21 protein-coding genes and 1 tRNA gene are annotated in these 21,250 nt (G+C 64.4%); 12 read left to right on the forward strand and 10 right to left on the reverse strand.

Annotated elements, in window-relative coordinates:
- Window positions 1-53 precede the first annotated feature (53 nt).
- The 6 genes from WDU96_RS05840 to WDU96_RS05865 form a co-directional block, all read right to left on the reverse strand.
- The gene (locus WDU96_RS05840) at window positions 54-341 is read right to left on the reverse strand and encodes a WXG100 family type VII secretion target (RefSeq protein ID WP_337337529.1); all 288 of its coding nucleotides are present in this window, start codon (window positions 339-341) and stop codon (window positions 54-56) included.
- 139 nt (window positions 342-480) lie between these two features.
- Window positions 481-2,265: a sensor histidine kinase gene (locus WDU96_RS05845; RefSeq protein WP_337337530.1), complete on the reverse strand. Its 1,785-nt coding sequence runs from the start codon at window positions 2,263-2,265 to the stop codon at window positions 481-483.
- 29 nt (window positions 2,266-2,294) lie between these two features.
- Window positions 2,295-2,987 (reverse strand): response regulator transcription factor, encoded by a 693-nt coding sequence (locus WDU96_RS05850; protein ID WP_337337531.1) that lies wholly within the window; start codon window positions 2,985-2,987, stop codon window positions 2,295-2,297.
- 75 nt (window positions 2,988-3,062) lie between these two features.
- The gene (locus WDU96_RS05855) at window positions 3,063-4,706 is read right to left on the reverse strand and encodes a DNA repair helicase XPB (protein ID WP_337337532.1); all 1,644 of its coding nucleotides are present in this window, start codon (window positions 4,704-4,706) and stop codon (window positions 3,063-3,065) included.
- Between the two features lie 61 nt (window positions 4,707-4,767).
- Window positions 4,768-6,492 carry a helicase-associated domain-containing protein gene (locus tag WDU96_RS05860; RefSeq protein WP_337337533.1) on the reverse strand — a complete coding sequence of 575 codons (1,725 nt, stop codon included), beginning with the start codon at window positions 6,490-6,492 and terminating at the stop codon, window positions 4,768-4,770.
- The gene (locus WDU96_RS05865; RefSeq protein ID WP_337337534.1) at window positions 6,493-6,759 is read right to left on the reverse strand and encodes a multidrug ABC transporter ATPase; all 267 of its coding nucleotides are present in this window, start codon (window positions 6,757-6,759) and stop codon (window positions 6,493-6,495) included.
- Between the two features lie 110 nt (window positions 6,760-6,869).
- Here WDU96_RS05865 and WDU96_RS05870 point away from each other — a divergent pair, with 110 nt between their 5' ends.
- Both WDU96_RS05870 and WDU96_RS05875 read left to right on the forward strand, forming a co-directional pair.
- Window positions 6,870-7,253 (forward strand): cold-shock protein, encoded by a 384-nt coding sequence (locus WDU96_RS05870; protein WP_337337535.1) that lies wholly within the window; start codon window positions 6,870-6,872, stop codon window positions 7,251-7,253.
- Entirely contained in the window at window positions 7,237-8,094 is an 858-nt protein-coding gene (locus tag WDU96_RS05875; protein ID WP_337337536.1) for a DUF3027 domain-containing protein, read from the forward strand. The genes WDU96_RS05870 and WDU96_RS05875 overlap by 17 nt, the downstream gene beginning before the upstream one ends.
- A 21-nt stretch (window positions 8,095-8,115) precedes the next feature.
- Here WDU96_RS05875 and serC read toward each other — a convergent pair whose 3' ends face one another.
- Window positions 8,116-9,228 (reverse strand): phosphoserine transaminase, encoded by a 1,113-nt coding sequence (gene serC / locus WDU96_RS05880; protein ID WP_337337537.1) that lies wholly within the window; start codon window positions 9,226-9,228, stop codon window positions 8,116-8,118.
- A gap of 135 nt (window positions 9,229-9,363) precedes the next feature.
- Here serC and WDU96_RS05885 point away from each other — a divergent pair, with 135 nt between their 5' ends.
- From WDU96_RS05885 to WDU96_RS05895, 3 genes are all read left to right on the forward strand, one after another.
- Window positions 9,364-10,059, forward strand: coding sequence for an iron-dependent transcriptional repressor DtxR (locus tag WDU96_RS05885; RefSeq protein ID WP_337337538.1), 696 nt, complete (start codon window positions 9,364-9,366; stop codon window positions 10,057-10,059).
- A gap of 216 nt (window positions 10,060-10,275) precedes the next feature.
- Window positions 10,276-11,190, forward strand: coding sequence for a M23 family metallopeptidase (locus WDU96_RS05890; protein ID WP_337337539.1), 915 nt, complete (start codon window positions 10,276-10,278; stop codon window positions 11,188-11,190).
- A 335-nt stretch (window positions 11,191-11,525) separates the two neighbouring features.
- The gene (locus tag WDU96_RS05895; RefSeq protein WP_337337540.1) at window positions 11,526-12,023 is read left to right on the forward strand and encodes an HNH endonuclease; all 498 of its coding nucleotides are present in this window, start codon (window positions 11,526-11,528) and stop codon (window positions 12,021-12,023) included.
- Between the two features lie 7 nt (window positions 12,024-12,030).
- Here the strand turns inward: WDU96_RS05895 and WDU96_RS05900 are convergent, their stop codons facing one another.
- Complete coding sequence (locus tag WDU96_RS05900) at window positions 12,031-12,360, reverse strand: hypothetical protein (protein WP_337337541.1); 330 nt, start codon at window positions 12,358-12,360, stop codon at window positions 12,031-12,033.
- Between the two features lie 60 nt (window positions 12,361-12,420).
- Between WDU96_RS05900 and WDU96_RS05905 the strand changes: the two genes are divergently transcribed.
- From WDU96_RS05905 to WDU96_RS05920, 4 genes are all read left to right on the forward strand, one after another.
- Entirely contained in the window at window positions 12,421-12,990 is a 570-nt protein-coding gene (locus WDU96_RS05905) for a cysteine hydrolase family protein (protein ID WP_337337542.1), read from the forward strand.
- 102 nt (window positions 12,991-13,092) lie between these two features.
- Window positions 13,093-13,818: a hypothetical protein gene (locus tag WDU96_RS05910; protein WP_337337543.1), complete on the forward strand. Its 726-nt coding sequence runs from the start codon at window positions 13,093-13,095 to the stop codon at window positions 13,816-13,818.
- Window positions 13,769-15,412: a DNA polymerase Y family protein gene (locus tag WDU96_RS05915; protein WP_337337544.1), complete on the forward strand. Its 1,644-nt coding sequence runs from the start codon at window positions 13,769-13,771 to the stop codon at window positions 15,410-15,412. Before WDU96_RS05910 ends, WDU96_RS05915 begins: the two co-directional genes overlap by 50 nt.
- Window positions 15,413-15,433: 21 nt before the next feature.
- Window positions 15,434-18,841, forward strand: a complete 3,408-nt coding sequence (locus tag WDU96_RS05920) for an error-prone DNA polymerase (RefSeq protein ID WP_337337545.1) — start codon at window positions 15,434-15,436, stop codon at window positions 18,839-18,841.
- Between the two features lie 67 nt (window positions 18,842-18,908).
- On the opposite strand, the gene WDU96_RS05925 is transcribed toward WDU96_RS05920, so the two are convergent.
- Window positions 18,909-19,190, reverse strand: a complete 282-nt coding sequence (locus WDU96_RS05925; RefSeq protein WP_337337546.1) for a HesB/IscA family protein — start codon at window positions 19,188-19,190, stop codon at window positions 18,909-18,911.
- 341 nt (window positions 19,191-19,531) lie between these two features.
- Between WDU96_RS05925 and WDU96_RS05930 the strand changes: the two genes are divergently transcribed.
- The 3 genes from WDU96_RS05930 to WDU96_RS05940 all read left to right on the forward strand — a co-directional run bounded on the left by WDU96_RS05930 (window position 19,532) and on the right by WDU96_RS05940 (window position 20,717).
- Complete coding sequence (locus tag WDU96_RS05930; protein ID WP_337337547.1) at window positions 19,532-20,089, forward strand: hypothetical protein; 558 nt, start codon at window positions 19,532-19,534, stop codon at window positions 20,087-20,089.
- A 128-nt stretch (window positions 20,090-20,217) separates the two neighbouring features.
- Window positions 20,218-20,589 (forward strand): VOC family protein, encoded by a 372-nt coding sequence (locus tag WDU96_RS05935; protein WP_337337548.1) that lies wholly within the window; start codon window positions 20,218-20,220, stop codon window positions 20,587-20,589.
- Between the two features lie 56 nt (window positions 20,590-20,645).
- Window positions 20,646-20,717: transfer RNA gene (locus WDU96_RS05940), tRNA-Arg, on the forward strand.
- A gap of 148 nt (window positions 20,718-20,865) precedes the next feature.
- On the opposite strand, the gene WDU96_RS05945 is transcribed toward WDU96_RS05940, so the two are convergent.
- A complete protein-coding gene (locus WDU96_RS05945; RefSeq protein WP_337337549.1) occupies window positions 20,866-21,186 on the reverse strand; it encodes a hypothetical protein in 321 nt (106 codons plus the stop codon).
- Between the last annotated feature and the right edge of the window lie 64 nt (window positions 21,187-21,250).

The following is a 21,250-nucleotide window of genomic DNA, read 5'->3' on the forward strand; positions in this document are numbered from 1 at the left end:
CGGGGGCCTTTCTCTGTAAATCGGCGGATGATCGGGTGCCCCACCGACTCAGATCAACGAAACAGGCTGGTGGTTGCCATCTCAGCGTCGGCGTATTGCCTGCCTGCGGCGGCGAGCGACGCGTTGATGCTCGCGAGCGACTCTTCTACCTGCCGCTGAGTGGCCCGCCACTGTTCGACGACGCCGTGAAATGCCACCGAAGCGGAACCTGTCCACGTGGATTGCAACTGGGTGAGTTGGGCGAGCATCGCGTTTGACTCGGCGCTCAGCCGGTCAACGGTGCCCCGCACGGCGGCGGTGGTGGCGAGAACAGCGTCGCTGTCGACGGAGAATACGGCCATGGGTCCTCCTCTGAACCTTTCGGCCGGCGGGAGCGCCTGGCCTGCGTGCGAACCAAGCTATGGCGACGCGGGCACATCCGGCCTCAGCGGGGGAGCGAGTGTGCACAAGCGCTCCCAGGCGTTGCGTGTGGAGGAGTGCTCAGTCGTTCGTGGTTGAGGGTCGTTCGATGGGCTGCGTTTCAAGCAGCAGGTGCTCAGCGACATCGCGCTTTTGCACCAGGGGGAACTCCACGCGGAAGGTCGCGCCGCCGCCCTCCGTGTCAGAGACACCCACCGTGCCGTGAAGGGCATCCACGATCGACGAGACAATCGACAGCCCGAGCCCCGTGCCACCGGTCTCGCGAGCGCGCGAGGTGTCAGCGCGCCAGAAGCGCTGGAAGATCTTGTCTTTGATCTGGTCGGGAATGCCGTCACCGTGGTCGATGATCTCAACCCAGCCGGTGCGGGCGAGGGGGTTGACGCCAACGCGCAGCTCGATGGGAGAGTCTGTGGCTGAGAATCGACGCGCGTTGCCCAGCAGGTTCGTCACCACCTGGCGAATGCGGTTCTCATCTCCCTCAACAATGGGCTCGAGGCGGGAAGCAGACGCGGTGACGATCGGCTCGGTCATAGCGGCAGAAGGCGCGTGCGAATCGCTCTCGCTAGCTGCGGGCACCGCCGCAACCGGCTTCGGCTTGCGCCTGAGCAGCGAGAACGATGCTCCGCGTGCCGATGAACCGCCCGCGTTCTTCGACGAGCGGCTCGTGCCGGTACGAGTCGAACGCGTGGGAGTGGGGTCGGTTGTGGTGTGCACCACCGCAATGGCAGCGGTCTCAAGCGTGGTGTCGACCACCGTCACCGGGCGCTGCGGCGATGCGGCGCGCACATCGAGGGCAGCGTCACGTGCGATCGGGCGCAGGTCAACCGGCGCGATCACGACATCTCGTCGCTCGTCGAGACGGGCAAGCGCGAGCAGGTCTTCGACGAGCAGCCCCATGCGCACCGCTTCTTTCTCAATGCGGTCCATCGACTTGGCGACCTCTTCTTCGCCGTGCACCGCGCCCATGCGGTAGAGCTCGGCGTAGCCGCGCACGGTGACCAGAGGGGTGCGCAGCTCATGGCTCGCATCGCCGATGAAGCGGCGCATCTGCTGCACCGTCGAGTCGCGCTGCGAAATCGCAGCATCCACTCTTCCCAACATGGCGTTGATCGCGGTCTTGAGACGCCCGACTTCTGTGGTGGTCGATTCGACGTGCGTCATTCGCTGGCTGAAGTCACCGGCGGCAATGGCCTCGGCGGTGGATTCGACTTCGCCGAGGCTGCGGAACGTGAGGGTCACCAAGAATCGAGTGAGCAGAGCGCCGCCGATGATTATCATGAGCGCGAGCACACTGTAAATGCCCAAGAACGATGCGATCGTGCGGTTCACGGTTGCGAGAGGCACCGCCACCATCTGCGTGTAGTACAGCGAGCCGTTGCCGTAGGGCTGCAGCGTGACGGTCGCGCGGTACTCGGCCTCACCATCTTCTGAGAGCAGGCTGACGATGCGAAGCTCATTCGAGATCGCCCTGTCGAGCGGATAGGTGTCCGGAAAATCCGGCGGCGGCGCCCCGCGGCCGCCGGCGGTCGCTTCGAGCAGCCCGTCGTCGGGCTCATAGACGGCGACGAAGTAATCGGTGGCGGGTGCCTGAGCCTTCGTTGACGCCTGAAAGTTGCCGTTCGCGTCGACGTCGAAGTTCATCAGCGGTGTGCCCACGTCGGTGCGCGCGAGCGCGGCCACCTGCGTGTCGACGCTTGCGATCAGGGTGGTGCGAAGAAACGCCATGGTGCCGATGCCGGCGGCAAACAGCCCCACAGCCAGCAGCATGACGGTGACGCCGGTGACCTTCGCGCGCAGGCTGATGCCACGCCACCAGTGGGTGACCGCATCGGGTTTATTGCTCACAGCGGACACCGCTCAACTAATCCGCCGGATCAGGCGGGTTTGCCCGCTTTCAGCATGTAGCCGAAGCCACGCTTGGTCTGAATGAGGGCTTCGGACGAGTGCGGATCGATCTTGCGGCGCAGGTAAGAGATGTAGCTTTCGACGATTCCTGCGTCGCCGTTGAAGTCGTACTCCCACACGTGGTCAAGAATCTGAGCCTTCGACAGCACGCGGTTCGGGTTGAGCATCAGGTAGCGCAGCAGCTTGAACTCGGTGGGGCTGAGGTCGATTGACACCTCGCCGACACGCACGTCGTGGGTGTCTTGATCCATGGTGAGCTCGCCGGCGCGAATGATCGACTCTTCGTCGGCCTGCATGGTGCGGCGCAGAATCGCCTGAATGCGTGCCACGATCTCGTCGAGGCTGAACGGCTTGGTCACATAGTCGTCACCGCCCGCGTTGAGGCCGGCGATCTTGTCTTCGACTTCGTCCTTTGCCGTCAGAAACAGGATCGGCGCGGTGTATCCCGCACCGCGAAGGCGCTTGGTGACACTGAAGCCATTCATGTCGGGCAGCATGACGTCGAGCACGATGAGGTCGGGCTCTTCCTCCAAGACAGCCGAGATGGTCTGGGCGCCATTTGCGACGACCCTGACCTGGTAGCCCGCGAACTTGAGGCTCGTCATGAGCAGGTCGCGGATGTTCGGCTCGTCATCAACTACGAGGATTCGCGGTGCAGTCATGCCTTCATTATGGCGATGTTATTGATGGAGCGCCTGGATATCGTGCGGAAAGCCTTGAGAAGTTGATGGATGCTGCTAGGCAGCATCCACCCGATCGGCATCGAGAATCGTGTAGGCGTACCCCTGCTCGGCCAAGAAACGCTGGCGATTCTGAGCGAAATCCTGATCGACCGTGTCGCGTGCGATGAGCGTGTAGAAGCTTGCGGTCTTGCTCGTCTGCTTGGGTCGCAGCAGGCGGCCGAGCCGCTGAGCCTCTTCTTGACGCGAGCCGAAAGAGCCCGAGACTTGAATCGCCACGGATGCTTCTGGCAGGTCGATTGAGAAGTTCGCGACCTTCGAGACGACCAGCAGCGAGATCTCACCGACGCGGAAGGCCTGATACAGCTCTTCGCGTTCGTCGATCGGAGTGGCGCCGGTGATCTTCGGGGCGTTGAGCGCCTCGGCAAGAACCTCGATCTGGTCGAGATACTGGCCGATCACCAGTATGCGCTCATCTTTGTGACGCTCGACGAGGTTCTTCACGACATCGATTTTTGCGGGAGCGGTAGCCGCCAGCCGGTAGCGCTCGTCGTCGGCAGCGGCAGCGTATTCCAGCCGGTCATCTGCGGGCAGGTCGACGCGCACCTCGTAGCAGACGGCGGGCGAGATGAAGCCCTGCGCTTCGATCTCCTTCCACGGTGCGTCGAAGCGCTTGGGACCGATCAGGCTGAACACGTCGCCTTCGCGGCCGTCTTCGCGCACGAGCGTGGCGGTGAGTCCCAGGCGACGCCGTGCCTGCAGATCAGCGGTGAGCTTGAAGACGGGGGCGGGCAGCAGGTGCACTTCGTCGTAGACGATGAGTCCCCAATCGAGCGCATCGAGCAGTGCGAGGTGAGCGTACTGACCTTTTCGCTTGGCGGTGAGGATCTGGTAGGTCGCGATCGTGACCGGCTTCACCTCTTTGGACTGACCCGAGTACTCGCCGATCTCCTCGGCGGTGAGCGACGTGCGCTTGATCAGCTCATCGCGCCACTGGCGCGCGCTGACAGTGTTGGTGACGAGGATCAACGTGGTGGTCTTGGTCTCGGCCATCGCCGCGGCGCCCACGAGCGTCTTGCCGGCGCCGCAGGGGAGCACGACGACTCCAGAGCCGCCCTCGGCGAAGATGTCGACCGCGTGGCGCTGGTAGGGGCGCAGCGTCCAGCCGTCTTCGTCGAGTTCGATCGGGTGGGGCGTGCCGGGGGTGTAGCCGGCGAGGTCTTCTGCGGGCCAGCCGATCTTGAGCAGTTCCTGTTTGATCTGCCCGCGCGCCCACGCGTCGACGATGTAGGTGTCGGGGGTGGGGTGACCGATCAGCAGCGGCCCGATGCGCTTGTTGCGCGACACTTCTGCCAGCACAGCAGAGTCGGTGGACTTCAGCACGAGCTCGCCATCATCGTTTCGCTCGATGACGAGGCGCCCGTAGCGGCCCACGGTTTCGCGGATGTCAATCGACACCGAGGGTGGCACCGGAAACTTCGACCACTTCTCAAGCGTGGCCATCATGTCTTCGGCGTCGTGGCCTGCGGCACGCGCATTCCACAGTCCCAACCGGGTGACACGGTAGGTGTGGATGTGCTCGGGGGCGCGTTCGAGCTCAGCGAAGATCGCCAGCTCGTGGCGGGCGCTTTCAGCGTCGGCATGCGCGACTTCGAGCAGAACAGTGCGGTCGCTTTGAACGATCAGGGGGCCATCAGCCATAACGGGTCAGTCTACCGGTACTGAGTGGCATGCCGGTCGCCGAGGCCGACTGTCGAGGTTGTCAACGAGTCAGCGGAACGACGTTGGCGATGCTCGAAACCGGCAGGGTGCGCTCGATGTCTGCGGCGCGGTCGCGGCCACGCAGCCGGCCACCGCCGAGACCTGTGGCTTCGAGGGTGAGTGTGCGCTCCGATCCGTCGGGCATGCGCACCGTCACCTCGATTTCGCCGCGCAGTCGCACGGCCTGTTCGAGTTCTCGTTCCAGCCATCCGGCTTCGCCCTCGGTGCCGTGGCCGTTGCGCAGCGTTTCGATGAGGCGGGCATAGACGTCAAGGGGTGCGGTTGCGGGTTCAGCGGGAGCACCCACCGAGCGTCGGCGCACGGGTTCGGGGTTTCCCTCGCTGTTCACGGCGACGACGGGGTAGCGCGCGTCGGCCAGCGACCAATACACCGCATCGCGGGCGACCCGCGAGCTGAGTGCGTCAGCGTCTGGCAGCAAGCCCAGGGGGCGCAGCGCTTGATCGACGGCGATCGTCTCGAGTATTGCGCGGTCGGTGCTTTCGATCCTGGTGCGCTCGCTCGCGTTATCGTCGCGCACGCGCACCAGTCCGTGACGACCAGCCGTGCTCTCAATCAGATAGTCGAGGGGCTGCGGAATGCCGGTGAGCGACAGTTGCGTCAGAAACTGCCGAATCGATGCCGCCGTCTCGCCTTCGGTCATCCCCGCACCGAGCGAGTCGACGGTGAAGCGGTAGGTCGAGGCCTGAGCACGCGATTCGCGTTCGGCGATCGAGCGCAGTCGAAGATCAAGGGCAGGATGCAGCGGGCCGGGCGCAATCGCGGTGAGATCTGCCTGCAGATACACCTGGTCGATCTCAGCCACCAGGTGCTGTGCCAACTCATCGGGGTCGAGCGGCCGGCCTTCGCGCAGTGCGGTCGTCCACGTGGGAACGGCGCCAGAGGCATCCACAAATCCCCACCGCTCAGCGATACGCCGGTACTGTGCGGCGCGCGCGGGCCAATCAGTATCGAGCGGATGCAGCGCCGGCCAGTCTGCGAAGTCGGCGAACCCGCCGCCCGCGGTGCGCAGGCCCGCGGGCAGAGATGCGCGAATGCCCACGGCAATGTCAGACCAGCGGCTAATGGTGGTGGCTTCAAGCCACTCTTCGCCGCGGGTTGTCACCGTCCACACGCGATCGTGAGCGTGGGCGAGCCCACCGGCCGCGGCGGCGATCAGGATGTCGTCGAGGTCTTCCTGTGAGCGGATTGCTCCGGAATCGAGCAGTCGCTTTCGGTCGGCAGCGCTGACGCTGCCCGCACCCGTGCGAGTGATGGGGGAGTGCAGGCATGCCAGCAGCACGTCAGCCAGCGAGCCTGTCGCCTCAAAGGCGCGCTCGGCTGCTGCGGCCGTCTGCTGTGCGTCGGTGGGGGTGAACGAATCTGCCGGCGTGATGTGGCGAAACGCGTCGGGCTGCGTGGCCGCCAGCGCTTCTACACGGGCGGTCACTGCGGCGTATGGGGTGCCGGTGTCATCGACGAGCGCGAGCAGCTCAAGATGCGGCGTTGAGTCGGGGTCATCGCCATGGGCAAGGTGAGACAGCGCGTTTCGGTGCAGGCTCGTCAGCGCACGATCAACCGCCGCGGCATCGAGCAACGCCTCTGCGGCGTCGAAAAAGTTATCCCACGAGGCGTGCGCGGCAACTTCGCGGGCGGCGAGTGTCTGGGCGAGCTGAGCGTCGTCGCGGGCGGCTAGCCACGTCGCGAGACCTCGCTCGTCAGAAACCATCTAGTCGCCTCGGTTCGCCCGAGCCCTCCGCACGAAGCTCGAGATGAGCACCGTCAGCAACAGCACGAACGCAATGATGGGCGCGACGATCACGACGATGCCGACGGCATTCCACAGCGGCGTCGACATGTTCGCGCCCGCGGAACTTCCGATGATCACCGCGAGAAACGACAGGATCGACAACACGATGAGGCCCAGCGACATGAATGCCAGGATCCGATCTACCTTTCGGATCGGAACATCGTTCTCAGGGGTGCGCTCGCTCATCCGCAATAGCCTACCGCGCGCCGTGCGTGCCTTAGTCTTGTAGGGGGATCCGTTGATCCCGCAATCCGTCATGCCCGCTACTCGTGGGCAACAGCTACAGCGAGGTTTCCATGCCCACCGGCAAGGTTAGGTTCTACGACGAGGAGAAGGGGTTCGGCTTCATCGCCACCGATGATGGCCAGGACGTCTTCCTGCACGCCACCGCCCTTCCCGCAGGTGCCGCGGCGCCTAAGCCCGGCACGCGACTTGAGTTCGGCGTCGCCGATGGCAAGCGCGGTTTGCAGGCACTTTCGGTTCGCGTGATCGAGGCTCCGGTGAGCATGTCGAAGCGATCACGCAAGCCCGCTGACGACATGGCGGTCATCGTTGAAGACCTGGTGAAGCTGCTCGACAAGATCGGCGGCGACCTGCGCCACGGCCGCTACCCCAGCGGCAGCCACGCCAAAACCGTCGTAGCAGTGCTGCGCAAGGTCGCGGATGAACTTGACGCCTGAGTCTGAGCCCACGCCAGCAGAGCCCATCGAACCTGATCAGGCGCTGCTGACCGCTCACGATCTCGCGATCGCTGCACTCAGCGAGATCACCGCGGCGTCTACCATCGGCGAGCCCGCCGACTACCGCGTCGAAGCAGACGGTGTTGTTTCCCTGCGCTTCCACAACCGCATGCCCGGGTACCCGGGCTGGTTGTGGACGGTCAGTCTTGCGCGCGTCGAAGGCGCCGAGCCGACCGTGCTCGAGGTGGAACTTCTGCCGAGCGACGGCGCGCTGGTGGCGCCCGAGTGGGTGCCGTGGGCAGTGCGTCTGGCGGAATACCACGCCGCTCAAGAAGCGCTCGCCGAAGAAGCGCCCACCGGCGATGACGCCGATGGCCTCGACGAGTCCGAAGATTCGGACCTCGATGATGACCTCGACGATTTGGATGCTGCCGACTTCGACAACGACGGTTCGCCGATTCTTCACGCGGGCGATCTTGACGGTGTCGACATCGACGAACTCGACGAAGACGCCGTCGACGCTGAAGACGAAGACTCCGACGACGAGTCTGCTGACGACGAGTCGGACGAAGACGACTCGGACGAAGACGACTCCGAGTCTGATGACGACGAAGACGACGAGTCCGATGACGACGACTCCGACGACGAAGACTCCGACGACGAAGACGATGAGTCTGATGACGACGATTCGGACGACGACTCCGAGTCCGACGAAGACGAAGACGAAGACGAGTCCGACGAAGACGAAGACGAAGACGAAGACGAGTCCGAGTCCGACTCCGAAGACGACTCAGCGTCAGACGACAACGAAGAAGTCGCCTCAGCTTCTGACGAAGACTGAGGCGACTGCCGTTCGCGCTGGCTAGAAGCGCTCGATGATGTAGTCGATGCTGCTGATCAGCTTGCGCACGTCTTCTGGCTCGATCGACACGAAGGTGGCGACGCGCAGCTGGTTGCGTCCGAGCTTGCGGTAGGGCTCGGTGTCGACGATGCCGTTGGCGCGCAGCGTCTTGGCGATCGCCGCAGCATCCACTGACTCATCGAAATCTATCGTGACCACGACGGGCGAGCGATCAGCCGGGTTCGCCACGAACGGCGTTGCGACGCTCGACTGCTCCGCCCAGGTGTAGAGCGCCTGCGACGACTCTGCGGTGCGCGCAGCGGCCCACGAGAGGCCGCCGTTGTCGAGAATCCAGCGCACCTGCTCATCGAGCAGGAAGAGCGTTGACACGGCAGGGGTGTTCAGCGTCTGGTTGAGGCGCGAGTTGTCGACCGCGTTCTTGAGGCTCAAAAACTCGGGAATGTATCGACCCGATGCGGCGATCTGCTCGATGCGCTCAAGGGCGGCGGGCGACACGGCTGCGTACCAGAGGCCACCGTCTGAGCCCAGGTTCTTCTGCGGGGCGAAGTAGTAGACGTCAGCTTCGCTGACGTCGAAGTCGATGCCGCCCGCGGCGCTTGTGGCGTCGATGACGGTCAGCGCGCCCTCATCGCCGTTCACGCGGGTGACCGGAGAAGCGACGCCGGTGGAGGTTTCGTTGTGCGGCCATGCGTATACGTCTACGCCCGCGACGACCTCGGCCGAAGCGCGGCTGCCGGGCTCGGCTTTGCGCACATCGGGCGCCTCGAGCCACGGGGCGCCGGCTGCCGCGGCGAACTTTGCACCGAACTCTCCCGAAACGAGGTTCTGCGCGCGGGAGTTGATCAGGCCGAAGGCAGCAGCATCCCAGAACGCCGTCGAACCACCATTGCCGAGGATGATCTCGTATCCCTCGGGAATTCGAAACAGCTCGGCAAGGCCTTCACGCGTCGAGCCGACGAGGTTCTTGATGGGCGCCTGGCGATGCGAGGTGCCGAACAGCGTCGCGCCGCGGATCGCGAGCGCTTCGAGCTGCGCGGCGCGCACTTTCGAAGGGCCGCAACCGAATCGTCCATCGGTGGGCAGCAGTTCACGGGGCAACTCAACCTGGGGCATGGGCTAAGTCTAGGCAAGAGGGGAGTGCCGTTGCTGTTCGTGTGGCGAGTGTGACGCCTAAGTGGCAGGCAATCCCATGTCGGTGGGATTCGATAGTCTTGGGGTGCCCCTTTCGACAGGCGAGGACCCCGCAACATGACAGATCTCATCGACACCACCGAGATGTACTTGCGCACGATTCTCGAGCTTGAAGAAGAGAACATCACCCCGCTGCGCGCACGCATCTCAGAGCGCCTCGGTCACTCGGGCCCCACTGTTTCGCAGACCGTTGGTCGCATGGAACGTGATGGGCTCGTCGTCGTCTCAGATGACCGCAGTCTGCAGCTCACTGACGCGGGCCGGCAGAAAGCCGTTGATGTGATGCGCAAGCACCGGCTGGCCGAACGGCTGCTCTCTGACGTCATCGGCTTGGACTGGGCGTACGTGCACGACGAGGCGTGCCGCTGGGAGCACGTGATGAGCGAGCAGGTCGAGCGCCGTCTCGTCGAGCTGCTGGGCCACCCGACCGAATCGCCCTACGGCAACCCGATTCCCGGCCTCGACCAGCTGGGCGATGTGCCCTCGGCCACCTTTGAGCAGGGCGTTGTGGGTCTGGTGCGCCAGATGAACGCGGTGGGCGGCCCGATCACCGGTACCGTGCGTCGTCTCGCCGAACCAGCCCAGGTTGATCCCGAGCTTCTGCAGCAGCTCAAATCGGCCGGCGTGATGCCCGGGGCGCACGGCAGCTTCCGCTACAACGAGGGCTATGTGCTGGTCGAGATGGACGGCAACGCCGAGGGTCTTGAGCTTCCGATCGAGCTTGCCTCACACGTCTTTTTGGTCGCTGAATAGCACAATTGCTGGGAACGCGACGCGAGAAATCAGCTGAGCGTGACATATTCGTTACCTTCGGGTAGCCTCTTAGAGTCCACCAGGTGAGAAGCCCGCCATAGGACCCCGCACGAATTGCCTCCCTGGCTCGTCGTTCGTACGGTGCAACCGCAGATCGTGCCCCGACACGGATTGCCGACGAGTCAGCGCTCCGGCGTAGAGGCGCCGGAGGATAATTTGGCTGACCAGAACGAATCGCCTGCGGGCGAGCAAGAGCAGGATGCATCGCTGACCCGACGAAGCACGCGCTCCCGTCGCAGTATTGCTGTGCGCTCGCAGGCAGTAATCCCCGCTAAACCACGCACTCGTCCCTCCGCTGCCGCGAGCGGACGCATCGCGAAGCCGCTTCGCAGTCTCGTCGTTCTGTCGATGGTCGGTGGCCTCGTCGCGACGGTCGCACTGCCCGCATTTGCCGCTGTGCGCCCCGATGCAGAGGCCGTCACCGTGCAGCAGATGGCTGTCGAAGACGCGCAGTCGCTCGTCGTCGCCTCTGATGTGTCTGGCAACGACCTGGCTCGCGACAGCTACTCAGCGACCACTGAAGAAGAGATCGCCGAGAAGAAGGCGGAAGAAGAAGCCGCCGCAGCCAAGGCCGCAGCCGAGGCCGCTGCAGCCGCACGTGCCCGTGTAGCGGCAACAACGACCAGCGTTTCGACCGAGACGCCTGCTGTCGACGTCACGATGGTTTCGCCGGGCAGCGGCGAAGTGCGCTGGCCCATCATCAACTTCACCCAGGGCCGCGGCCTGTGGGACTCCGGCTACCACCAGGGCGTTGACCTGCTGGCCAATGCGGGTGAGCCGCTCTACGCCGCCGCAGATGGCGTCGTGCGTGTCTCGCAAGAAAGCTTCGGTGGCTACGGCGTCGCTGTCACCATCGACCACGTGATCAACGGCCAGACCGTGTCGACCCTCTACGGTCACATGACGTATGGCAGCCGTCAGGTCTCGTCAGGTCAGACCGTCTCTGCCGGTCAGCTCATCGGCCTCGTGGGAAGCACCGGAAGCTCGACCGCGAACCACCTGCACTTCGAGGTGCACATCGGTGGTTCGGTTGTCGACCCGTGGGCGTGGTTGCAGGCAAACGCCAGCTAGTTCTTTTCACGAAAGGCGTGTCACAGCATCTGCTGCGACACGCCTTTCGCATTCCTTAGGGTCGCATTCGCCTGCTGTTCGCACACGTGGGTTACCCTGAACCCGACGCTCAATACACGCGAAGGGAAGCCGATGAGCACGACACCACGCATCCGAACCATGGATGCGCTCGGCCGTCTTGTTCTTCGGCATCGTACGATCGACTGCCACGGGTTGACCGTGGATCACTGGCGCTGTCTATAAGACAGCGCCTTTTTTGTACCCCTGCGCATGAGGAGAACGTCTGCATGTCGAAAGAGCCGAGAAGCCGTCTCGGCCGTTCGAGAGGAAGATGAATGCGCACTCTGGTGCTGAACGCGGGCTATGAGCCCCTTGCTGTTGTGTCGTTCAAACGGGCCATTGTGCTCGTGATGAACGAGAAGGCTGCTGTTATCGAGCACGTCGATGACAATCCGATCAAGGGGACGCAGCAGGCGTATGACCGCCCCGCGGTGATCATTCTGACCAGATATGTGCGCGTGCCCGGGGCACGAAACATCCCGGTGACCAGACGTGGTGTGCTGCGCCGCGACAGTCAGCGCTGTGCGTACTGCAGCAAGTCGGCCTCGACCATCGACCACGTGCTGCCGCGCTCACGCGGGGGAGCAGACACCTGGGAGAACCTGGTCGCGTGCTGCCTGCGCTGCAACAACGTCAAGGGCGATCGCACACCGCAAGAGATGAACTGGTCGCTGCGCATCATTCCTCGCCCGCCGCGGGGCACGCAGTGGACGGTGCGCGGCACTGACCGCACCGACCCCAGCTGGGAGCCCTACTTGGAGCTCGCGGCCTAGTTGCCACTCACGCGTCGATGTGACGCCATTCGCGCACGAACTGCTCTACCGTCAGGCGCGAGAGATCGTCGCGCACATTGGCGAGCACGTGGGTGGCTTCTTCGAACTGTCCTACCGCAATACGCAGCACTTCGGCGCCCGTGTCGAGTCTGATGACAATGAGTTCGAAACCGGGAAGCGCGCTTTCGCCGCCGAAGCCGAAGGCAGAGAGTGCGAACGCGGCGACGTAGCGCGCAGCGCGCACGAGGGGATTGAACCGGCGCGCGACGAGATCGGCAGACAGATACTCTGCGGCGTTGCCCGAGAACGGCGTTTCAGAACTGCGGGCATCAGGCATCTTCCTGCCATTTTAGTCGGCGTCGGTATCGGCGTCGGCGCTGCGTGGTGTGATGGATACATGACCCGAGCACTCATCGTGATTGACATGCAGCGCGCTTTTGACGACCTGTCGTTCTGGGGCACGACGACGAACCCTTCGTGCGAGGCGAACGTCGAGGCGCTCGTGAAGGCGTGGCAGAGCTCGGGTGAAGAGATCGTGGTGGTCCGCCACGATTCCCGCTCGGCAGAGTCGCCGCTGCATCCCGAATCGCCCGGCAATGCGCTGGTGTCGGGTGTGGCCGCTGTCGATCCTGCGCTCTTCGTCACGAAGAACGTGAACTCGGCGTTTTATGGCGACCCCGATCTGCACGAGTGGTTGAGCGCGCGCGGCATCAGCGAGCTGGTGGTGTGTGGCATCCAAACCAATATGTGTGTGGAGACGACCGCGCGCATGGCGGGCAATCTCGGCTATGACGTGACGGCGGTGTTGGATGCGACGCGCACCTTCGATCTCAGTGAGAACATTCCTGGGCTGGGCGTTGTCACCCGCACGGCGGATGAGCTGATGGCGTCGACCGCGGTAACTCTGCAGGGTGGCGGGTTTGCGCGCATCGCGACCACTGCCGATGTGCTCGCGAGGTCAGCGTAACCTAGAACATAGCTTCTTTTTCTTCGGCTTTTGATGTCGGAGGGTGGCTTTAGCGTTGTCATGAACGTGGATAGTTTAGAACATCTGTTCTATCATCACTGAATGGCGGCGATCATGCGCGAACGTGCAGAGAAGGCAGATCTTGCGTCTCTGCGCGCCCAGCTTGAGCGTGTGCAGGGTCGAAAACTGGATGCTCCGGTGTTGCCGGTGCATCCGGTGCTGTCAGAGCTTCTTCCCGGCGGCGGGCTGATGCCCGGTGGCGTCTATTCGCTGAGTGGTGCCACATCGCTGCTGTTCGGGCTGCTTGCGCGGCCGTCTCAAGACGGTTCGTGGTGCGGGATCATCGGCATGCCCGAGGTGGGCATCGAGGCGGCAGAGCGGCTAGGCGTCGAGCTGGAGCGGCTGGTGCTGGTGCCTGAGCCCGGCAAACGGTGGATTGCGGTTGCGGCGACACTGGCTGAGGTGCTGCCCGTGGTGGCGGTGCGTCCGCTCTCGAGGGCAGGGAACGCCGAGATCTCACGATTGAGCGCGAGACTGCGCGATCGCGGGGGAGTCATGCTCGTGCAGGGGCCCTGGCCGCAGGCAGAGGCAACGCTGGCGGTGAGCGAGGCGCGGTGGGAAGGCCTGGGCAAGGGCCACGGCTATCTCGCAACGCGCACGCTGACGGTCACGTCATCGAGCAAACGGTGGCCGGTGCCTCGGCGGCGCACCATGCTGCTGCCGAACCTCGATGGCACGATCGTGTCGGCACCTGAAGCCGCGACCGTCTCGTCGTGGCATGACCGAGCGCGCGATATGGCGCCCGCGCCGATTCGGGCGGTGGGTTGAGGTGGCTGCGGTGCGCACCCTGGTGCTGTGGTTTCCGGATTGGCCGGTGACGGCTCTAGCCCTCGATGGACCAGAGCCGATGAACCTCGAACGCCCGATCGCGGTCGTCGAGAACAACCTCGTGGTCGCGTGCTCCGCGGCGGCGCGGGCTGACGGTGTGAAGCGTGGGCAGCGCAGGCGCGATGCGCAAGCACGGTGCCCGCGGCTTGTGGTGGTCGCCAGCGATGCGGCGCGCGATCAGCGAGCGTTCTCGCCGGTGGTGTCGAGCATCGAAGAGCAGGCGCCAGGGGTGCAGATCATTCGCCCCGGCATGTGCGCGCTGCGCGTGCGGGGGCCCGCGCGCTATTACGGCGGTGAGGCAGAGGCGGCGAAGGTGCTGCAAGAAGCGCTGCGCGAGCGCGGGCTCGTGGGCGTGCGTGCCGGCATCGCCGATGGACCCTTCACCGCAGAGCAGGCGGCACGGCTCACCCGGCCGGCAGAGCCCACCTGCACCGTGTTGACGGGCGAGTCTGCGCAGTTCTTGGCGCCGTTGCCGGTGCGGGTGCTCGGTGGCATGTCTGAGCTGAGTGCGGCGCCGCGTGCCACGCGGGGTGCGACGGCGACGGGCACCGACCTGGTCGGGCTGCTCGATCGGCTGGGCGTGCACACGCTGGGGCAGTTCGCGGCGATGAGCGAGGAACGAGTGCGCGAGCGGTTCGGCGACCGTGGTCTTCGGCTGCACGCGCTGGCAGGGGGAAGCGACTCACGCGCCATCGAACCCCGCACACCTCCGCCCGAGCTGCACCGCGAAGTAGCTTTCGAACCACCGCTTGAGATCGCCGAACAGGTGGCGTTCGGCATGCGCATCGCAGCAGAAGAGTTCATCGCGGGCATCGGTGCAGCAGATCTGGTGTGCACTGAGCTGCGAGTGGAGCTTCTGGGTGACCGGGGTGAGCGCAGCGAACGGGTGTGGCTGCACCCGGCATCGTTTGACGCGGCCGCCGTCGTTGACCGGGTGCGCTGGCAACTGGGTGAAGACGAGGGCAGGCTGCGCAGTGGGGTGGCGCTCGTGCGCATCTCTCCTGAAGCAGTGGATGCTGCCTCGCACCATCGCCCCGCCATCTTCGGCACCGGCCCAGAAGAACGCGTGCATCATGCCCTGTCGCGCGTGCAGGCGATGCTGGGTCACCGCGGGGTGCTGACCCCCGCGGTCGGCGGCGGGCGTTGGCTGGCAGAGCGTCAGGTGCTGGTGCCCTGGGGCGATCGCGCGGTGGTGACCAAAGAGCGCGCCAGACCGTGGCCGGGCAGCCTGCCCGATCCGCTGCCGGCGACGGTGTTTCCTGAGTCGCGCGCGGTCGAGGTGACATCGCTGGGCGGCTACCTTGTTGAGGTTGATGAGCGCGGCAACATGTCGGCGGTGCCCGGACTGTTTGTCGAGGCCGGGCGCAAGCGTGCGATCGCCGAGTGGGCAGGGCCGTGGCCGGTGGTGGAGCGAGGGTGGGATGCCGCACGCACCCGCCGCGCGCATCGCTTTCAGGTGGTGGATGCTGACGGCACCGGTTGGCTGCTCGTGTGCGACCGCGGTTCGTGGACGGCCGAGGCTCGCTATGACTGACGTTCTAGGTGGGTGGCGCTGATGGGCTTCAACAACCCCGCGGTTTCGTGGTCAGAGATGGAGCGGCTGCTCAGCGATCGGCAGCGGCCAGGGGGCGCACCCGCGGGCGCCGATGGCGGAGACAGTCCGGCGTGGTCGCGCAAGCGCGGGCCCTACGTGCCGCCGACGATTGAGCGCCCAGAAGACACGGTGCCCTACGCCGAGTTGCACGCGCACTCGTCGTTCTCGTTTCTCGACGGGGCATCGTCACCCGAAGACCTCGCCGAAGAAGCGGAACGGCTCGGGCTGCACGCATTGGCGATCACCGATCACGACGGGTTCTATGGCATTGTGCGGTTCGCCGAGGCAGCCGAATCACTGCAGTTGAACACCGTGTTCGGCGCCGAACTGTCGTTGGGGCTTCCGGCACCGCAGAAGGGCGAAGCCGACCCGGTGGGCTCGCATCTGCTGGTGCTGGCACGCGGCGAAGAGGGCTATCACCGGCTTGCCAAGGCCATCACGCACGGGCAGCTGCAGGGTGAAGAGAAGGGCAGGCCGCTCTACAATCTCGATGAGCTGTCGTCGCAGGGGCGTGATCACTGGGCGGTGCTCACCGGATGCCGCAAGGGCGCGGTGCGGCGCGCGCTCGCCGATGAGGGCATCGATGCCGCTGCGCGCGAGCTCGATGAGCTGGTGGCGTTGTTCGGGCCTGAGGGGGTCTACGTCGAGCTCATCGACCACGGCAGTCCGCTCGACACCCGACACAACGACATGCTGGTCTCGCTCGCGCGAGCGCGCGGTCTGCCCACGGTGGCCACCAACAACGTGCACTACGCCGTTCCCGAGCGGCAGCTGCTTGCGGCTGCGGTGGCCGCGGTGCGCGCCAACCGTGGGCTCGACGAACTCGATGGCTGGTTGCCCGCACACGCGAGCGCACATTTGCGGTCTGGTGCCGAAATGGCCGAGCGGTTTGTGCGGCATCCCGATGCCGTGGTGCGCACTGTCGCGCTCGCCGATGAGCTGGCGTTTCCGCTTCGGCGCGCCAAACCTGCGCTGCCGAAACTCGATGTGCCCGCCGGGCACACGCCGATGAGCTGGCTACGACATTTGGTGTGGGAGGCAGTGCCACGCAAATACCCCGACCTCACCGAAGACAACCGAGCCCGCATCGACAAAGAGCTCGGTGTGATCGAGATGAAGGACTTTCCCGGGTACTTCTTGATCGTGCACGGCATCGTGCAAGAGGCCAGGCGGCGCGGCATCCTCTGCCAGGGGCGTGGCTCTGCCGCCAACAGTGCCATCTGCTATCTACTCGACATCACCGCCGTCGATGCCATCGCTTACGAGTTGCCGTTCGAGCGGTTTCTGTCGTCGTTGCGTGAAGAAGAGCCCGATATCGATGTTGACTTCGACTCTGATCGCCGCGAAGAGATCATCCAGTGGGTGTACCAGACGTACGGGCGCAAACGCGCGGCGCAGGTGTCGAACGTGATTCAGTACCGGCCCAAGAATGCGGTGCGCGATATGGCGAAAGCGCTCGGCCATTCGCCGGGCCAGCAAGATGCCTGGTCGAAGCAGATCGAAGGATGGGGGGCGGCTCTTGAGCCCTCGCCCTCGCACAACATCCCCGCCCAGGTGATCGAGTTCGCGAGTGAGCTGCTGAAGGCACCGCGACACCTCGGCATCCACTCGGGAGGCATGGTGCTCACCGATCGTCCCGTGGGCGAGGTGGTGCCGATCGAGCACGCCCGCATGGACAACCGCACGGTCATTCAGTGGGACAAAGACGATGCCGCCTGGATGGGTCTGGTGAAGTTCGACCTGTTGGGGCTCGGCATGCTGGCTGCACTGCAGTACTGCTTCGACATGATCCACGCCGCCACGGGGGAGCGGTGGGAGCTGTCGACCCTGCCGAAAGAAGAAGCCGCTGTGTACGACATGCTCTGCCGTGCCGATTCGATCGGGGTGTTTCAGGTCGAGTCGCGCGCGCAGATGGGGTTGTTGCCCCGGCTGCAGCCGCGTCGCTTCTACGACCTGGTAATCGAGATCGCGCTGATTCGCCCCGGGCCCATTCAGGGCGGGGCAGTGCATCCGTTTGTGAAGCGCAAGCTGGGTCTTGAAGAGGTGACCTATGCGCACCCGAAGCTGAAGCCAGTGCTCGAGCGCACCCTGGGCATTCCGGTGTTTCAAGAGCAACTCATGCAGATGGGCATGGCGATTGGTGGGCTGACGGGTGAGGATGCTGATCTGTTGCGCCGCGCAATGGGCTCGAAGCGTGGGGTAGAGCGCATCGACTCGTTGAAGATCAAGCTGTATGAGGGCATGGCGGGTCACGGTTTGGTAGGTGAGGCAGCCGACGCGATCTACGCCAAGATTCAGGCGTTCGCGAACTTCGGTTTCGCCGAGTCGCACTCGCTGTCGTTCGCGCTGCTGGTCTATGCCTCGTCGTGGATCAAGCTGCACTACCCGGGAGCGTTTCTCGCCGGGCTGCTGCGCGCCCAGCCCATGGGTTTCTATTCGCCCGCGTCGCTCGTGGCCGACGCTCGCCGTCACGGCGTGGAGGTGCGTCGGCCCGATCTGCTGCGCTCGGGGGTGGAGCCGGTGCTCGAGGGGCTGGACGACAATGCGCTCGCGGTGCAAGAGCCCACGGGCTTGGATGCGTGTGCGCAGCGACTGCAACCCCCGGTCGGTCTGTTCGACATCAATGCGCCAGATGAATATGTCGCGCATCGCCGCGACGGCAACTTCGCGGTGCGACTGGGGCTCGCCGCGGTGAAGGGGATCGGCGCGAAGGTTGCCGAACGCATCGTCGCGTCGCGCGAGGCAGAGGGCGACTTCGTCGACCTGCGCGATCTGGTGCGGCGCACCGATGTGACCGAGGCGCAGATCGAAGCGCTCGCCACCGCGGGAGCGTTCGAGTGTCTGGGGCTCACTCGTCGTGAGGCGATCTGGTTGGCGGGTGCCGCCGCGCAGGATCGCGCGCAGTTTCTGCCTGATTCGCTGGTGTCGGTGCAACCGCCGCTGTTTGCCGATCAGACCAGTTATGAGCAGCTGTCGGCGGATCTGTGGGCGACCGGCATCTCGACGGATGATCACCCGCTCACGCACTACCGCTCGGGGCTCGATGCGCGCGGTGTGATCACCTCGCAAGGATTGCGTTCACATGAGACGGGGCGGCGCGTCGAGGTGGCGGGTCTCGTCACGCACCGGCAGCGGCCAGCGACAGCCGCGGGTGTCACGTTCTTGAATCTCGAAGACGAGCACGGCCTAGTCAACGTGATCTGTTCGACCGGGGTGTGGAATCGCTATCGGCGGGTGGTGCGCGATTCGCCGGCGCTGATCGTGAGGGGAATTCTCGAGCGGTCGGTCGAGGGCGTCACAAATCTGCTGGCTGACCGGTTCGAAGACCTGCGGGTGGGTGTGAAGCACCAGTCGCGGGACTTCCGCTGAACGCGGCAGCGCCCCGAAGCCGTGATCGGCCTCGGGGCGCTACGCAAAACTTTCGTCGCGGTGTTGCTCAGCGTTGCTGAGCGAGCGCGAAGCCCACGCCGCCGTTCTCGTCGACGCGTGCGTCGAGCACGCGGTCATCGAGCTGAACGTTCGCGACGGTGTCGACGAACACACGGGCGCCCGAGTCTTCGACGACGGTATCGCCTGCTTCGGGGGCGTCCGCCAGGTTCAGGGCGAAGCCTTCGTCGGGTGTGGTGGCCTCGCTGATGCGCAGTCCAGCCGTGTCGACCGGGATCTGAGCGAGGAGGTTCTTTACGGCGGTGGTGGCGTTCTCGGTGAGTGTGAGCATTGGTGCTCTCCTTCCGTGGATCGGGAACAGGCAACGATGCCGAGAATCTGCGGCGATCGCACACTCTGACACGCCATTGGCCGCCACTCACACGTAACGCGGAGGTTCAGGCAGTGGTTTCGGCGGCGGTGGAGCACGCCTCGGGGCCGTGCGAGGCGGCGCTAGGGAGCGAGAAATCCGGCGTTCGTAGGGTGTGAACAAATCTCGGGGCGTGTGGTCAGACCACATTGGGGATTCGCACGGACTTTTCGCAGGTTTCTTTCAGTTAGGAGGAAACTGGGGTTATCCGAAGGCGACAGCCACACCGGATCCGACGCAACCTAAGAAGAAAGGTCGACATCATGTCCGCCCCTACTGCCGCCCCCGTCCTGCCCGGTGCAACTGCTACTGACGCTCCGGTCGCGAGCCGCACTGGCCTCGCGATCGCCATCGCGGTCGCCCGCATTCTGATGGGGTTCTACTTCTTCTGGGCCTTCATTGACAAGGCATTCGGGCTGGGCTTCGCAACGCCCGCCGAGCGCGCATGGATCAACGGAGGAAACCCCACGTTGGGCTACCTGTCCGGCGCAACTGAGAGCCCCCTTGCGAGCGTCTTCGCCGCTATCGCTGGCAACCCGGTTGTCAACGTGATCTTCATGGCTGGCCTGCTCGGCGTCGGCGTCGCGCTCATGCTCGGAATCGGCGTTCGCATCGGCACGATCGCTGGTGCCGCGATGTTGTTCTTCATGTACCTCGCCGAGTTCCCGCTGACTCTTACCGGGGCCACCAACCCGATCATGGACAGCCACATCACCGACATCACCGTCATGGCAATCGTGTTCTTCGGTGTTTACGGTCAGCTCTTCAGCCTCGCTCCGAAGTGGCGCGAGATCGTCGGAGACAAGACCTGGCTCTGGTGACCTGCTGAGTATTTCCGTCCCCCGCGTGTTCTACGCGGGGGACGGTTTTGTGTGCGTGGGTCTTTCGAGGCTGAGGTTGACGCGCTCGCCCGTGGCTAGCAGTCTGGCTGTGGCACAGAGGAGACAACATGGATCTCGGCAAGTTCTCGGTCAGCCTGGCCGTGCAAGACATCGCAGCATCACGAGCGTTCTACGAGAAGCTCGGGTTCGAGCAAGTCGGTGGCGATCAGTCGCAGAACTGGCTGGTGCTGCACAACGGCAACGCGACGATCGGGCTGTTTCAAGGCATGTTTCCCAAGAACATTCTGACTTTCAATCCTGGGTGGGATGCTGCCGGCAACGAGGTCGATTCGTTCACCGACATCCGCGAGCTACAGAAGACGCTCGCCGAGCGTGATGTTGCGTTCGAGAGCACGATTGACGCCCCCGATTCGGGTCCGGCGAGTTTCGTGATCGTTGACCCGGATGGCAATCAGATTCTCGTAGACCAGCACCGCTAGTGCTCGCCGGTCGCGTGTAGCCCGCCGGGGAGGTGCGGATAGACTGGGTGCCGCCAGCCTCTGTAGCTCAATGGAAGAGCAGTTCCGTCCTAAGGAAACGGTTGGGGGTTCGAGTCCCTCCAGGGGCACCGTCGTTTTTTACCTCTGGCCAGGAATTTCTTCTCTTGCTGCGCTTAGCGGACGCTCGCGTTCGAGCACTGCGACGCGTCCGGTCATTGGGGTTGCTGATGATCGGAGCAAGCAGCCAAATGATCCAAAACCCATGCTGAAGTGCCGTCAAAGGCCTGGGTGCTGATGCTTTGTTTTGAGCTTCGAACTGACGGAAATTTCGGCGAGATTCGCAGTTCGTCCGAGCTCAGTAAGCTGCCAGGGCGCGCGGCGGTCGCCATCTACAGCCCTCATGTAGCCGTTGTTTCGAAGGTACTGGGCTGCCCAACGCACGTCGTACTGCCAGGTGTAGAACAGGTCACCCGACGCGCGGAGGTCGTGTTCGTGTACTTGCCACACCCGCTTCGTCACCTCGAGCACGGAGCCCGATCCGCCGAGCGATCGCAGCGCCTCGACCACAAAGTATCTGAACTCATCTCGTGTCACCACATCAGCAGCCTATAGACCGGAGCGGCTCGATGCCTGACTCACAAAGCTACATTTTGTTCGACGC

This window comes from Microbacterium marmarense (assembly GCF_037204165.1).
Taxonomy (GTDB): Bacteria; Actinomycetota; Actinomycetes; order Actinomycetales; family Microbacteriaceae; genus Microbacterium; species Microbacterium marmarense.

What these genes read in the sequence shown, in the direction of transcription:
- WDU96_RS05840 (WP_337337529.1), bottom strand. Translation starts at nt 341, where the DNA reads ATGGCCGTATTCTCCGTCGACAGCGACGCTGTTCTCGCCACCACCGCC.
- WDU96_RS05850 (WP_337337531.1), bottom strand. Translation starts at nt 2,987, where the DNA reads ATGACTGCACCGCGAATCCTCGTAGTTGATGACGAGCCGAACATCCGC.
- WDU96_RS05855 (WP_337337532.1), bottom strand. Translation starts at nt 4,706, where the DNA reads ATGGCTGATGGCCCCCTGATCGTTCAAAGCGACCGCACTGTTCTGCTC.
- WDU96_RS05860 (WP_337337533.1), bottom strand. Translation starts at nt 6,492, where the DNA reads ATGGTTTCTGACGAGCGAGGTCTCGCGACGTGGCTAGCCGCCCGCGAC.
- WDU96_RS05865 (WP_337337534.1), bottom strand. Translation starts at nt 6,759, where the DNA reads ATGAGCGAGCGCACCCCTGAGAACGATGTTCCGATCCGAAAGGTAGAT.
- WDU96_RS05870 (WP_337337535.1), top strand. Translation starts at nt 6,870, where the DNA reads ATGCCCACCGGCAAGGTTAGGTTCTACGACGAGGAGAAGGGGTTCGGC.
- WDU96_RS05875 (WP_337337536.1), top strand. Translation starts at nt 7,237, where the DNA reads ATGAACTTGACGCCTGAGTCTGAGCCCACGCCAGCAGAGCCCATCGAA.
- serC (WP_337337537.1), bottom strand. Translation starts at nt 9,228, where the DNA reads ATGCCCCAGGTTGAGTTGCCCCGTGAACTGCTGCCCACCGATGGACGA.
- WDU96_RS05885 (WP_337337538.1), top strand. Translation starts at nt 9,364, where the DNA reads ATGACAGATCTCATCGACACCACCGAGATGTACTTGCGCACGATTCTC.
- WDU96_RS05895 (WP_337337540.1), top strand. Translation starts at nt 11,526, where the DNA reads ATGCGCACTCTGGTGCTGAACGCGGGCTATGAGCCCCTTGCTGTTGTG.
- WDU96_RS05900 (WP_337337541.1), bottom strand. Translation starts at nt 12,360, where the DNA reads ATGCCTGATGCCCGCAGTTCTGAAACGCCGTTCTCGGGCAACGCCGCA.
- WDU96_RS05905 (WP_337337542.1), top strand. Translation starts at nt 12,421, where the DNA reads ATGACCCGAGCACTCATCGTGATTGACATGCAGCGCGCTTTTGACGAC.
- WDU96_RS05910 (WP_337337543.1), top strand. Translation starts at nt 13,093, where the DNA reads ATGGCGGCGATCATGCGCGAACGTGCAGAGAAGGCAGATCTTGCGTCT.
- WDU96_RS05915 (WP_337337544.1), top strand. Translation starts at nt 13,769, where the DNA reads ATGACCGAGCGCGCGATATGGCGCCCGCGCCGATTCGGGCGGTGGGTT.
- WDU96_RS05920 (WP_337337545.1), top strand. Translation starts at nt 15,434, where the DNA reads ATGGGCTTCAACAACCCCGCGGTTTCGTGGTCAGAGATGGAGCGGCTG.
- WDU96_RS05925 (WP_337337546.1), bottom strand. Translation starts at nt 19,190, where the DNA reads ATGCTCACACTCACCGAGAACGCCACCACCGCCGTAAAGAACCTCCTC.
- WDU96_RS05930 (WP_337337547.1), top strand. Translation starts at nt 19,532, where the DNA reads ATGTCCGCCCCTACTGCCGCCCCCGTCCTGCCCGGTGCAACTGCTACT.
- WDU96_RS05935 (WP_337337548.1), top strand. Translation starts at nt 20,218, where the DNA reads ATGGATCTCGGCAAGTTCTCGGTCAGCCTGGCCGTGCAAGACATCGCA.